The 13,421-nt window shown below is 61.5% G+C and carries 12 protein-coding genes and 1 riboswitch; of the genes, 8 read left to right on the top strand and 4 right to left on the bottom strand.

The window, feature by feature from the left end:
- Positions 1 to 19: 19 nt before the first annotated feature.
- From glcF to JL39_RS27820, 3 genes are all read right to left on the bottom strand, one after another.
- On the bottom strand, positions 20 to 1,324 hold the full coding sequence (glcF, locus tag JL39_RS27810; RefSeq protein ID WP_037158455.1) for a glycolate oxidase subunit GlcF: 1,305 nt from the start codon (positions 1,322 to 1,324) through the stop codon (positions 20 to 22).
- Between the two features lie 211 nt (positions 1,325 to 1,535).
- A complete protein-coding gene (gene glcE / locus JL39_RS27815; RefSeq protein ID WP_037158458.1) occupies positions 1,536 to 2,732 on the bottom strand; it encodes a glycolate oxidase subunit GlcE in 1,197 nt (398 codons plus the stop codon).
- A gap of 240 nt (positions 2,733 to 2,972) precedes the next feature.
- Complete coding sequence (locus JL39_RS27820; RefSeq protein WP_037159889.1) at positions 2,973 to 4,406, bottom strand: FAD-linked oxidase C-terminal domain-containing protein; 1,434 nt, start codon at positions 4,404 to 4,406, stop codon at positions 2,973 to 2,975.
- A 305-nt stretch (positions 4,407 to 4,711) separates the two neighbouring features.
- Here JL39_RS27820 and JL39_RS27825 point away from each other — a divergent pair, with 305 nt between their 5' ends.
- The 5 genes from JL39_RS27825 (at position 4,712) to JL39_RS27845 (ending at position 10,098) form a co-directional block, all read left to right on the top strand.
- Positions 4,712 to 5,218 carry an NUDIX hydrolase gene (locus JL39_RS27825; protein WP_200884015.1) on the top strand — a complete coding sequence of 169 codons (507 nt, stop codon included), beginning with the start codon at positions 4,712 to 4,714 and terminating at the stop codon, positions 5,216 to 5,218.
- Between the two features lie 126 nt (positions 5,219 to 5,344).
- Complete coding sequence (locus JL39_RS27830; RefSeq protein WP_037158465.1) at positions 5,345 to 6,850, top strand: inorganic phosphate transporter; 1,506 nt, start codon at positions 5,345 to 5,347, stop codon at positions 6,848 to 6,850.
- 20 nt (positions 6,851 to 6,870) lie between these two features.
- Positions 6,871 to 7,608, top strand: a complete 738-nt coding sequence (locus tag JL39_RS27835; protein ID WP_037158468.1) for a 16S rRNA (uracil(1498)-N(3))-methyltransferase — start codon at positions 6,871 to 6,873, stop codon at positions 7,606 to 7,608.
- 139 nt (positions 7,609 to 7,747) lie between these two features.
- Positions 7,748 to 9,121: a glutamate--cysteine ligase gene (locus tag JL39_RS27840; protein WP_037158471.1), complete on the top strand. Its 1,374-nt coding sequence runs from the start codon at positions 7,748 to 7,750 to the stop codon at positions 9,119 to 9,121.
- A gap of 86 nt (positions 9,122 to 9,207) precedes the next feature.
- The gene (locus JL39_RS27845; protein WP_037158474.1) at positions 9,208 to 10,098 is read left to right on the top strand and encodes a DUF937 domain-containing protein; all 891 of its coding nucleotides are present in this window, start codon (positions 9,208 to 9,210) and stop codon (positions 10,096 to 10,098) included.
- Between the two features lie 140 nt (positions 10,099 to 10,238).
- On the opposite strand, the gene JL39_RS27850 is transcribed toward JL39_RS27845, so the two are convergent.
- Complete coding sequence (locus JL39_RS27850) at positions 10,239 to 10,538, bottom strand: DUF1127 domain-containing protein (protein WP_037158477.1); 300 nt, start codon at positions 10,536 to 10,538, stop codon at positions 10,239 to 10,241.
- A gap of 198 nt (positions 10,539 to 10,736) precedes the next feature.
- On the opposite strand from JL39_RS27850, the gene JL39_RS27855 reads away from it, so the two are divergent.
- The 3 genes from JL39_RS27855 to JL39_RS27865 all read left to right on the top strand — a co-directional run bounded on the left by JL39_RS27855 (position 10,737) and on the right by JL39_RS27865 (position 13,388).
- A complete protein-coding gene (locus JL39_RS27855; protein WP_037158480.1) occupies positions 10,737 to 11,687 on the top strand; it encodes a LysR substrate-binding domain-containing protein in 951 nt (316 codons plus the stop codon).
- Positions 11,688 to 11,736: 49 nt separating this feature from the next.
- Positions 11,737 to 11,880, top strand: a riboswitch (FMN riboswitch).
- A gap of 76 nt (positions 11,881 to 11,956) precedes the next feature.
- The gene (locus tag JL39_RS27860) at positions 11,957 to 12,391 is read left to right on the top strand and encodes a 6,7-dimethyl-8-ribityllumazine synthase (RefSeq protein WP_037158482.1); all 435 of its coding nucleotides are present in this window, start codon (positions 11,957 to 11,959) and stop codon (positions 12,389 to 12,391) included.
- Between the two features lie 82 nt (positions 12,392 to 12,473).
- A complete protein-coding gene (locus JL39_RS27865; RefSeq protein WP_037158483.1) occupies positions 12,474 to 13,388 on the top strand; it encodes a hydrogen peroxide-inducible genes activator in 915 nt (304 codons plus the stop codon).
- The last annotated feature ends 33 nt before the right edge of the window (positions 13,389 to 13,421 follow it).

Here is a 13,421-nt window from a genome sequence, read left to right on the forward strand (position 1 = left end):
TTTTTTATTTGAACGGACTTTATTTCGTCGGCAGCTTTTCCGGCCTGGGGCCGCCATAGGCCCAATCGAGCAGCTCGACCGTGTGAAGGATCGGGATTTCCGTGCCGGTGGCGATCTGGGTGATGCAGCCGATATTGCCGGTGGCGATAACATCGGGTTTGGTGGCCTCGATGTTTCTCACCTTGCGCGCCTTCAACTGCGCCGATATCTCCGACTGCAGGATGTTATACGTGCCGGCCGAACCGCAGCAGAGATGCCCTTCCGCCGGATCGCGAACAGTGAAGCCGGCCGCCTTCAGGAGGTTCTTCGGAAGAGCCGTGATCTTCTGGCCGTGCTGCATCGAACAGGCCGAGTGATAGGCAACGTTGAGCCGCTTCGGCTCCAGCTTCGGCAGATCGAGTGTCGCGAGATATTCGGTGATGTCCTTTGCAAGCGCCGACACCCTTGCCGCCTTTTCGGCATAGGCTGAATCGAGGCGCAGCATATGACCGTAATCCTTGATCGTCGTGCCGCAGCCCGATGCGGTGATGATGACGGCGTCGAGTCCACCCCTATCGATCTCGCGGGTCCAGACATCGACATTGCGGCGGGCGAAATCGAGCGCCTCATTTTCCCGGCCCATATGATGCACCAGTGCGCCGCAGCAGCCTTCCCCCTCCGGCACTACGACGTCGATGCCAAGCCGGGCCAGCAGCCGCAGCGTCGCATCATTGATGCCGGGATCGAGCACCGGCTGGGCGCAGCCGGACAGGATCGCGACGCGGCCGCGTTTCTCCGCCTGCGCCGGATAGGTCCCTCGCCTTGTCGCGTCGGAAGCCTTCGCTGCAGTCTTCGGTGCAAGGTCCAGCATGGCGCCGAGCGGCTTCAGGGCCGATACGCGCTTCAGCATCGGCGCAAGCGGGCGACCGAGCTTCGCGAGGATGAGGGCCGCGCGAAAACGCTGCGGATAAGGCAGAACGGCCGCAAGAAGGTTGCGGATCAGCCGATCAATCAGCGGGCGTCTGTAGGTGTTCTCGATGTGGATGCGGGCATGATCGACCAGATGCATGTAATCGACGCCGGAGGGACAGGTCGTCATGCAGGCAAGGCAGGACAGACAGCGATCGATATGGGTGACGACCTCCTGATCGGCGGGCCGGCCGTTTTCCAGCATGTCCTTGATGAGGTAGATGCGCCCGCGCGGGCTGTCGAGTTCGTTGCCAAGCGTCACATAGGTGGGACAGGTGGCGGTGCAGAAGCCGCAATGCACGCAGCGGCGCAGGATCTTTTCGGATTCGGCCACATGCGGATCGGCAAGCTGTTCGGGCGTGAAGGAGGTCTGCATTAGGAGGCTCCTCGCGAGGTCGCGGGCGCATGCCCCTCTCTGGCCTGCCGGCCATCTCCCCCACAGGTGGGGAGACTGGCAGGACGCGCCGGCATCGCTCCAACTGCGATGTTTGCTATGGACGAGACGTGACACCGAGTCGATCTCCCCCCTTGTGGGGGAGATGGCCGGCAGGCCAGAGGGGGGTGAGAGGGGATAACGATCATTAGGTCTACCACCCCATCTTGCCTGCGCTAAAAATACCGGCCGGATCGAGTTTCTGCTTTACGCGAGCCGAAAGCGCCGCCACCGCATCCGGCAGCGGCTCGAAGGCCGGTGTCTCGGCCCGCACCGCATCGGAAGCGCGCATGAGCGTCGCATGGCCGCCGCCAAGTGCGCGGATATAACGACGCAATAATTCTGCCTCCGGATCGGCCTCCATGCGCATCCAGATCAACCCTCCCTGCCAGTCGTAGAAGGCATCGACGCCCGCTTCCAGCCGGAGTGCAGCGACAAGCTGATGACCCGCTGATGGTGCGACCGAAACGTGCCAGAGCGGCTTCTGCGTACCGTCGGCATAGGGGTGGACGTCGCGGATTTCGTGCCAGAGCTTCTGACTTTCCTCCATGCCGAGCCGCGCAATCGGGCCGAAGGCCTCCATGACGGCGGCGAGCTTTTCCGCACGCACGGAAACGGAGGCAGAAAGCCCTTCGAGGCGCAGCACGGTCGCCTCCCCTTCCGGCAGCGCGCCGCCGATGAATCGATAACGGACGGTTTGCGGCAGATGCGCCGCACCCGAAACCTCGACCGGCAACGCTATGGCGGCGGCCATGGCCTTCGCAGCTGCCGCATCGTCCAGTCCGGAAATGACGATCGTCTCCACCGCCTGCGGCACCGGCAGGACCCGGAAGGTTACCTCGGTCAGAAAACCCAGCGTGCCGTGCGAGCCGGCGAGCAGCTTCACCAGGTCGAGACCGGTGACGTTCTTCATCACCCGACCGCCGGCGCGGATCGCTTCTCCCTTGCCGTTGATGAAACGGATGCCGAGCAGGCTGTCGCGTGCCGCTCCCGCTACGAAGCGACGCGGCCCGGAGACGTTGGCAGCAAAGACGCCGCCAATCGTCGGCTCGCCGGTCGTGCCCATGATGCCGCGATGATCCATCGGCTCGAATGCCATCATCTGCCTGTTTGCCGCGAGCACCGCCTCGATTTCTGCGACAGGCGTGCCGGCTTTCGCCGTCATGACCATTTCCGCAGGCTCGTAATCGACGATGCCGGACAGTCCCCGGGCGCTCAGCACCTCATCGCTCGAAACGGGATTGCCGAATCCGCTCCGGGTATTGCCTCCGCAGAGCGCGAGCCTGGTGCCCTGAGCCGCGGCATTGCGGACGACATAGACCGCGTCCGTTTCGTTATGCGGGATCAGCATTCTAAGCACCCCCCTCTGCCCTGCCGGGCATCTCCCCCTCAAGGAGGGAGATCGGATAGCAGCGATGCCTCGCTCCAAACATAGGCTTCGAGCTGCCGAGGCGATGCTGAAAACGACAGATGTTTCGGGAAGCCGGCGCGTCTTGCCGATCTCCCCCCTTGAGGGGGAGATGCCCGACAGGGCAGAGGGGGGTAAGGTCGCCAGCCGCAAGGACGGCGGAAGAAGCGGTACACATGAAATTCACGCTCTTCCCTCCAGAGGAAAGACTTTCGACGGATTGAGGATCCAGTCTTCATCGAAGGCAGAGCGCACCGCCATCTGCTGGGCAAGCTCGGCTTCCGAATATTGATGCCGCATCAGGTCGCGCTTCTCGATGCCGACGCCGTGTTCGCCGGTCAGGCAACCGCCAGCATCGACGCAGAGCTTGAGGATCTCGTTGCCGGCCTCTTCAGCTTTCGCCGCATCCTCCGGATCGTTGGCGTTGAACAGGATCAGCGGATGCATGTTGCCGTCGCCGGCATGGAAGACGTTGGCGACCCTCAGCCCGTACCGTTCAATGATCTCGGACGTCTTGTTGAGCACATAGGAGAGTTTCCCAAGCGGCACGGTGCCGTCCATGCAGATATAATCGGCGATGCGGCCCGTCGCACCGAAGGCCGACTTGCGGCCCTTCCAGATGAGCGCCGCTTCCGTCGCCGACTGGCACTCGCGCACGGTTTTCACATCATGGCGGCGGGCAATCTCGACGATGCCTGCCAGCATCGTATCCATCTCGGCTTCAGAGCCCTCGACTTCGACGATCAGCAGCGCGCCGACATCAAGCGGATAACCCGCCTGGGCGAATGCCTCGCAGATCTCGATCGCCGGCTTGTCCATGAATTCGACCGCAACCGGAATGATGCCCGCGCCGATGATGTCCGTCACGCAAGCACCAGCCGCCTCCGACGTCTCGAAACCGAAGAGCACAGGCCGCGCACCTTCCGGCTTGGCGATCAGCCTCACCGTGGCTTCCGTAACGATACCGAGCTGGCCTTCCGAACCGCAAACGAGGCCGAGCAGATCGTAGCCCGCCGCGTCCAGATGCTTGCCGCCGAGCTCGATCACCGTGCCGTCCACCAGCACCATCTTGACGCCGAGCAGGTTATTGGTCGTGACACCGTATTTCAGACAGTGCGCGCCGCCGGAGTTCATGCCGATATTGCCGCCGATTGTACAGGCGAGCTGCGAGCTCGGGTCCGGCGCATAAAAGAAGCCGTCGACACCGACGGTCTCGGAAATGCTCAAATTCGTGACACCCGCCTGCACAATGGCAGTGCGGTTGGCATAGTCCACTTCCAGGACGCGCGACATCCTGGACAAGCCGAGCACGACCGCATCTTCCTGCGGAATTGCCCCGCCCGAAAGCGAGGTGCCCGCGCCGCGCGGCACGACCGGAATGCCATAACGATGGCAATATCTCATGACGGCGGCCACTTGCGCCGTTGTCCTCGGCAGGACCACCGCCAGGGGCAGACGCCGATAGGAGATGAAGGCATCGGTCTCAAACGGAACCAGCTCGCGCGGCTCATGCACGAGACAGTCTGCCGGCAGGAGATCGGTGAGATCGGCGATAATGGCCGCCCGCCGCGAAAGGACCGCCGGACGTGGCGGCAGAAAGCGAATAGCTTCGGACACGGCAACCTCCCTTTGCAATTCAAGCCGCCTGTTCTTTTCTCCCATCCTATTTCACGATCAGGCCGCTGCTTCAACTTTCTTCGTCGTATTTGTCGCAATCACGCCATGCAGATCCACGATGCCGTTATAAAGTGAACAGGTGTGCAATTTATCAGTTGACCTTAAACAAGGCGGGCCCGAAAATAATCTTCATCTTAGCGAACCTTCCGCCATGATTCTCGTTCAAAACGGTTGTGCTCAGCTCGTTAAGCTTCAGGCAATCCCTATATTAGTAAAATGTCGTTCACTCGGAGGTATCGCGGAAATTGGGTTTCATGAATCAGGTCACCGGCAATCTTCGGTTGATGCTGCAGCGGCCGCCGCGGCAGCAATATGCCGCGCTGTGCTACCGGATGAAGAAGAAGCAGGGACAGCTTGAAGTCCTCGTTGCCACAAGCCGCGATACCGGTCGCTGGGTCATTCCCAAGGGCTGGCCGATGACAGGCAAGAAGGCCTATCAGGTTGCCGAACGCGAAGCCTTCGAAGAGGTCGGCGTCAAGGGCAAGATAGGGAAGGAACCACTCGGCTACTACAACTATCGAAAGACACTCACCAACGGTCTGAAGATACCTGTCCAGGTGCAAGTTCATGCGCTGGAAGTGACCGAATGCCTCAAGAGCTTTCCCGAAAAGGGTTCGCGAACCCTGGAATGGGTTTCCTGCGAGGAAGCCGCCAATCGCGTCCACGAGCCGGAACTGAAGATTCTCCTCCTGCAGTTCGCCGAAAAAATGCAGCCGCGCATTCCGCCGCTGCCGACCAAGGCGGCGAGCTAAGCTCCGCACGTTCCAATATTGCCTTCATGAGCCATTGCCATTAGGCGGTGGGCCACGATTTCTTCGCGAGGTGGAGAATGGCCGGGCCACCGTTTTACACCTCGCGTATCACCCAGGGATGATTAAATGGGCCAAAGGCGGCCGCGTCTGGCGAAGCCGACGCTCGACAAGGATCTGGAAAAGTTATCCTCGGTGGAGGAAGCCGCGCGGCAGACGTCGCGCCGGCTTGCCGCACCGGGTACGGCACTGCTTTTCATCGTCCTCGTCGCGATCTTTGCCGCATCCTACGTGACGGGCAAGCCCGGTGCCGTGGTCGTCATCGCCGCATCCGGAATTGCCGCCTACATGGCGATGAATATCGGCGCCAACGATGTGACGAACAATATCGGCGCCGCGGTCGGCGCACGTGCCATGAGCATGGCCTTCGGCCTTGGGCTTGCCGCCGTCTTCGAGGTGGCGGGCGCGGTGATCGCGGGCCGGGGTGTCGCCAACACAGTCGCCAACAACATCATGCAAGGCAGCATGATAGCCAGCCCGGAAATCCTGATCTGGGCCATGATGGCGGCTCTGCTCTCCGCCGCCATCCTTATCAATGTCGCAACCTGGTTCGGCGCGCCGGTCTCCACCACGCATTCCATCGTCGGCGGCGTCATGGGCGCCGGAATAGCGGCCGCCGGCCTTTCGGCGATCAACTGGGGAACGGTCGCCGGCATCACCGCCAGCTGGGTTTTCTTACCAATCCTCGGTGCGGTCATCGCCGCAGCACTGCTCTTCCTCATCAAGGAAACCATCATCTACCAGGAGGACAAGATCGCCTCGGCCAAGAAATGGGTGCCGGTGCTGATCGGTCTCATGACGGGGGCTTTCGCAGGGTTTCTCTCGCTGATCGGATTGGGCCAGCTCGTGCATGTGTCGGTTCCGGTCGCAACACTGATTGCGGTGGCGACCGGCCTGGCTGCATGGCGGCTCCTGATCCCGGTGATTGCCCGGCAGGCCGAGGGGCTCGAAAACCGCAATCAATCACTCAGGAAACTTTTCCGCGTCCCCCTCGTCTTTTCCGCCGCGCTCATGTCCTTTGCGCATGGAGCCAATGACGTCTCCAACGCGATCGGGCCGCTTGCGGCCATTGTCGCGGCGGCGCAACGCGGCGTCACCGGAAGCGTCCACGTCCCGCTCTGGGAGCTGGTGATCGGCGGGCTGGGCATCTCGCTCGGACTGCTGCTGTTCGGACCGAAACTGGTCAGGCTGGTGGGTACAGAGATCACCAGGCTCAATCCGATGCGCGCCTATTGCGTGTCGCTCTCGACCGCGCTGACGGTGATCATCGCCTCGTGGATTGGCCTGCCGGTGTCTTCGACGCATATTGCCGTGGGCGCTGTGTTCGGCGTCGGCTTCTTCCGCGAGTGGTATACGCGCTATTCCCGCCGTCGTCTCGACTATATACGGATGCGCTCCGGCAAGGAGCTTGACATGACCGAGCCCTTCGAACGCAACGACGAAGAGTTAAAACGGCGTTTTCTGGTGCGGCGCTCGCATCTGCTGACCATCGTCGCCGCATGGGTGATCACGCTTCCCGCCGCAGCCACCCTTGCGGCAATGCTCGCGACGGCTATGTTCGCGCTGTTTATCTGACCAGGACGAACGGAATATCCATGCGCGCCAACTTCCGGATGCAAAGGCTGTTCATCGAAGCGCCGCTCGGGGCCGGCGTCCGGCACGAAGTATCGGCCGAGCAGTTCAACTATCTCGCCAATGTGCTCAGGATGGCCGAAGGGGCGGAAATTCTCGTCTTCAACGGCCGTGACGGCGAGTGGAAGACGAAGCTCACCTTTCCGACGCGCAAGAAGATCATACTGGAAGCACTCGAACAGACCCGGCCGCAGCCGCCTGCGCCTGACCTTTATTACCTGTTCGCGCCGCTGAAGGTCGGGCGGCTGGACTATATCGTCCAGAAAGCGGTGGAGATGGGCGCCGGGCTCCTGCAGCCCGTCATGACCCAGCACGTGCAGGGCAAGATCACCAGCCTGGACCGGCTTCAGGCAAATGTGATCGAGGCCGCCGAACAGTGCGGCATATTGTCGATCCCCGGCGTGGCAGCGCCGAAGAAGCTTGGCGACCTTCTGGAAAAATGGCCGGCGGACCGGCGCATCATCTTCTGCGACGAGGGCGACGAAGGACAGAACCCGCTGCCGATCCTTTCCACCGTCAAGGAGACGAGACTGGCGTTGCTGGTCGGCCCGGAAGGCGGGTTTTCCGAGGAGGAAAGGACAGCGCTGCGGTCCTTGTCCTTCGTCACGGCCATCCCACTCGGACCGCGGATTTTGCGCGCGGATACCGCAGCGGTGGCCGCGCTTGCGGTCATCCAGGCGGCGATCGGCGACTGGCGGTGACACGCTTGACACAGTGGCTTTGAAATTCTGAATCTATCTTGAAAGAAATTCACTTGCACCGCACATCATTCCGGTCCAAGCAGCCGGCATTCGTACGATTTTGGCGTCCAGATCCGGCATTCCGAACAAGGTAAATTTCATGGCGCGTGACACCACCGACCAGACACCGCTCTCCTCGGTGTCCGAGCTTTCCGCCTACCTGGCCAAGGGACCGCGGGCGAAGGAAGACTTCCGCATCGGTACGGAGCACGAGAAATTCGCCTTTTTCCAGGCGGATCACCGCCCTGTTCCCTATTTTGGCGATGCCAGCATCTCCGCACTCCTGAAGGGCATGGAGGCGAAGCTCGGCTGGGAGCCGATCATGGATGGCGAGAATATCATCGGGCTCGGCGAGCATTCAGGCATGGGTGCCATCTCGATCGAACCGGGCGGCCAGTTCGAGCTTTCGGGCGCGCCGCTCGAGACCATCCATCAGACCTGTCGCGAATCAAACCAGCATCTGGCCCTCCTCAAGGAGATCGCCGAGCCGATGGGCATCCGCTTCCTCGGCATGGGCGGCAGCCCGAAATGGTCGTTTGAGGAAACGCCGCGCATGCCGAAATCCCGCTACGGGATCATGACGCGCTACATGCCGAAGGTCGGCTCGCAAGGCCTCGACATGATGTACCGCACCTGCACGATCCAGGTGAACCTCGACTTCTCCTCCGAAGAGGATATGGCCCGGAAGATGCGGGTTTCGATGAAGCTGCAGTCGATCGCGACCGCGCTTTTCGCCTCCTCCCCCTTTACCGAGGGAAAGCCGAACGGCCTGCTTTCCTGGCGCGGCGACATCTGGCGCGACACCGACAATCGGCGTGCCGGCATATTGCCTTTCGTCTTCAAGCCGGATTTCGGTTTCGACGACTATGTCGAATGGGCGCTCGATGTGCCGATGTATTTCGTCGTCCGGAACGGCAGATATCACGACTGCACGCATGTCACCTTCCGCCAGTTCATGAACGGCGCCCTGAAGGGCGAAATCAGCGACTGGGAGCCCACGATGGGCGACTGGACCAATCATCTCTCCACTCTTTTCCCGGAGGTGCGGCTGAAGCGCTTCCTCGAAATGCGCGGCGCCGATGGCGGTCCTTGGCGGCGCATCTGCGCGCTGCCGGCCTTCTGGGTCGGCCTGCTTTACGACGACACCGCGCTTGCCGATGCCGAAGCCCTGACGCAGGACTGGACCGTCGAGGACGTCACCGCCATGCGTGATACGGTGCCGGCAAAGGCGCTCAAGGCCGAGATCAAGGGCAGACCTGTCCTGGATGTCGCGCGCGAGGTCGTCGCCATTTCAAGGGCCGGCCTGAAGGCGCGCAACCGGCTGAACGGCGAAGGCCAGGACGAAAGCATATTTCTGCAGCCGATCGAGGAAGTGCTCGCCAAGAAGGCGACGATGGCTGAAGACATGCTGGCACTCTATCACGGCCGCTGGAACGGTTCCGTGGATCCTGTTTTCGAGGAATATCAGTATTGAGCAACTGAGACCGGTTCTAAAAACCGGTTTCCGCTTACGCTTTTCCGGCTATAGTGTTCGTTACACGCAAGCGGAAAGGATTCTTCATGCTGCCACTGTTCGATGTGATGCTCAGGGCTCAGAACGGCGAAGGCATGGAGGCAATCGCCAAACAATTCAATCTGGCGCAGGAGCAGGCGACCCAGGCCATGGCCGCGCTGATGCCCGCCTTCTCTTCCGGCCTCAAGCGCAGCGCGACCAACCCCTACGATCTGACCGCGCTGATGAGCAGCATGTTCTCGGGCGCCTATACCAAATATTTCGAGGACATGACGAAGGCCTTCACGCCCCAGGGCGTCGCGGACGGCAATGCGGTTCTCGAAAAAATCTTCGGCTCGAAGGAGGTTTCCCGCGCCATCGCCGCGCAGGCGGAACAGTTCACCGGCATTGCACAGGACACATTCAAGAGGATGATGCCGGTGATGGCCGATACGCTGATGGGCGGGCTGTTCAAGCAGATGACCGGCCAGATGCCGACCGCCAACGAGGCCTTTGCCGCCTCGCCGATCGGCCAGATGGCACAACAATGGCTCGAAAGCATGGGGCTGCAGCCGAAGACCAAGCCTCAGGCGGCCATCAATCCTTTCGACAATCCCTTCACGCAGGCCATGCGTTCGATGTGGGGGCTGGACAAGCCGGAACAGCCGCAGCCTCCAAGCAGCAGCAATCCCTTTGCCGACAACCCGTTCGCCAAGGCGTTCCAGGATATGATGGCCGGCGCCTTCCCGTCCCAGGCTCCGTCCGCGCCCGCGCCCGAAAAGCCGACAGAAAAGCCGGCGCCCGAGGCTAATCCCTATCGCGACGTTCTGAACAGCATGTTCGACAGCGGGCTTGAAGTGCAGAAGACCTACCAGAAGAACATGGAGGCGATCTTCGCGACGCTCCGCAATGGGGCCGATGACAAGCCCACCCCTGCCGAGACCACGCCAGGAAAGTAGCGCGCCTTTTCCCGCATGCCGTTGCCCCGAAACCGGCAACCACTTTCGGGCGGCATGCGTACAAAAAAGCCCGGCACGGATCGACCGGCCGGGCAAGAGGCAGGGCTATTGGCTATCACCCTGCGGGGAAAAGCGTGAAATCAGCGGTTGGCGGACCTCGCAAAGCGGGTGCGTGCCCGTTCCCGGGCCGCGCGCGTCAGAAGGAGCGACGGATCCTCAAGAGAGCCGGACCGGTCGAGCGCCATCACCACATCATGCCGTGTGAGGCCGATATCGTTGAGCTGGCGGTCGTCGAGATCATGGAGGCAATTGGACGCCAGACGATTGCGAAAGGCACGCCATACGGATTGCACTCGCAGCATCGCAATGGCCAGGCGGCCTTCGGGGATACGCTGTTCGCAGACGAGGTCGAGTTCGGTTCCGTATTTGGTCGTGCTCATCGGACTTTCCTTTCATCAGGCACGAGTTTGGCCGCTCCTTCCGCGGAGGTCCTACGGAAAGGCAGCCTTGGGAGGCGCCCCAGGGAGAAGGCGCCGTATCGATCGTTGATTTGCGATCTTGTTATCGCTGAAAACCTATTGATCAGTCCAACGAATGTTTCTAATGATTAGCATCAAACACTCTGATGGATGCCCGCCATGTCCGCTCCGCTCGATATCGACCAGTTGCATACATTCCTTGCCATCGTGGATACCGGCAGCTTCACCAAGGCTGCGGACCGGGTGTTCAAGACCCAGTCGGCCGTTTCGATGCAGATGCGCCGGCTGGAGGAACGGATCGGAAAGCAGCTCTTTGCCAAAGACGGTCGCGGCAACCGGCTGACCGCCGAGGGCGAAAAGCTTTTGAACTATGCGCGGCGTATCATCCGGCTCAACAACGAGGCGATCGCCGCCTTCGACGACAACCGTCTGGAAGGCACGCTGCGCATCGGCACGCCGGACGATTATGCCGACCGCTATATGCCCGAAATCATCGGCCGGTTTGCCAAGACACACCCGAATGTCGAACTTTATATCGTCTGCGAGCCCTCGGTCAGCCTGGCGGAAAAGATGGCGCGCGGCGAGCTCGACATCGCGCTTGTGACGCACAACCCGCGCCAGCGGATCTCCGATGTGGTGCGGACTGAGCCGCTCTGCTGGGTCGGATCAGCCAATCATCCGCTCAAGGACGATGCGCCTGTGCCGCTCGCCGTCGGCCGTCGCGATTGCCTCTGGCGGCAGCTTGCCTGCTCGGCACTCGATGCGGACGGCCGCGAATACCAGGTTCTGTTCACAAGCTGGTCCTCGACGGTGGTCGCTGCTGCGGTACTTGCCGGCATGGCCGTTTCAGTGTTGCCGGAATCGGCACTGCGACCGGGCATGAAGGTGCTGACTGCCGCCGACGGTTTTCCGCCGCTGCCGCCGGTGCAGATCGGCCTCATGAAACGGCCGGGCCTCTCTCCCTCGCTGATGAACGCCATCACCGACCACATCACCGCCTGCCTCGACAACATCTCGCCCGCGGTCATCCCCGACGACCTCGACGGCGAGGTGAAGGCTTTCCCCCGCCTCGCCCGTGCGAGGGCAGGTCAAGCCATGACCGGGTGGTGACTGGCGACAATCCGGCCTTGCTTTCCCGACAGGCTTCAAGCTAGATCACACGTATTCTCAGGGCGGGGCGGAATTCCCCACCGGCGGTATGCGGCGCAGATCGCGAGCCCGCGAGCGCCTTCCAATGGAAGGGTCAGCAGATCAGGTGCGATGCCTGAGCCGACGGTCATAGTCCGGATGGAAGAGAACGGACGTACAGCACCCGCCATCGCGGGGGCTGATGACGTGCGTGATCGCCTTGGGTGACGTGTCGAGCCAAAGGAGATCACATGACACACACCCGCTTCGCTTTCGTCAAGGCAAACTGGCATCCGGAAATTGTAGAGAAGGCACTTGAGGGCTTTCTCGAACTTATCCCTGGCGAAGAGGTCGACATCTTCGATGTACCAGGTGCCTTCGAACTACCTCTCGCCGCGCGCGATCTCGCGGCTACAGGCAGATATGCCGCCGTGATCGCGGCCGCGCTGGTCGTCGACGGCGGTATCTACCGGCATGATTTCGTCGCAGCCGCGGTCGTCGATGGACTGATGCGCGCCGGCCTCGACACCGGCATTCCCGTCTTGTCGGTATCGCTGACGCCGCACCATTTTCATGAAACCGAACACCACCGGGGTGTCTTCACCACCCATTTCCTGGAAAAGGGACGCGAAGCCGCGCGTGCTGCGATGATGATCGTGAAAACGCGCCAGCGGATCGCAGGATGATGTCGGCGCAGGTTGAATCTCTCCTCCGAAATCGATAATTCATGACCGCATCTCACAAGAAGAATGATCGGAAAAAGTTATCGTGCTCACTCTCCGCCAGATGCGTTATTTCGATGCGCTCGCCTCCACCCGGCATTTCGGCAGAGCGGCGGCGCAAGTGCATGTGAGCCAGCCGGCTCTTTCAACCCAGATCATGGAAATGGAGGAGCATCTCGGCAGCAAGCTCGTCGAGCGTAGCCGCTCGGGCGTGCTCCTCACCCGCAAGGGAATGGAGGTACTCCAGCGCATTCGCACGATATTGACGGAGGTGGAGCGGCTGGAGGAAGCGGCACGCGACAGCGGCGGCATTCTCGACGGGCTGGTGCGGATCGGCATCATCCCCACGGTTGCGCCCTATCTCGTGCCTCGACTGGTGCCGTATCTCAGGGAAAGCTATCCGGGCATCGAGATCGAACTCAAGGAGGCGATCACCGACCGCCTGGTTTCCGATCTCATCGATGGACGGCTGGATGCGGTCATTGCCGCTCTGCCGATCGACGCCGAGAATGTCGAAACAAGGCCGCTGTTCTCCGACCGCTTCTTCATGGCCATGACGAACAATGACCGCGAAGTCCTGATGTCGCCGCTCACCGAAAACCAAGTGGATACGGAACGGCTTCTGCTGCTGGAAGAGGGCCATTGCCTGCGCGACCAGGCGCTCGCCGTCTGTGGTACGGCGGGAAAACGCAGCCTTGTCAATTTCGGCGCAACCTCCATGGCAACACTGCTTCAGATGGTATCGCACGACATGGGCATGACGCTGATCCCGGAAATGGCGATCCCCACGGAGACGACACGCAACGATCTCAGGATCGTGCCATTCGCCGACCCCGCGCCCTGCCGCGAGATCGGGCTCATATGGCGGAAATCGAGCGGCCGTGCCGAGGACATGGCCGCTCTGGGACAGGCGGTAACGCTCTGCGCTCCTGCAGGGGGGGTCAAGCCAGGTATTTCTTGAAGAAGTCCACCGTGCGGCTCCAGGCCAGGTCCG

It is taken from the genome of Rhizobium sp. YS-1r (assembly GCF_000757525.1).
Classification (GTDB): domain Bacteria; phylum Pseudomonadota; class Alphaproteobacteria; order Rhizobiales; family Rhizobiaceae; genus Neorhizobium; species Neorhizobium petrolearium.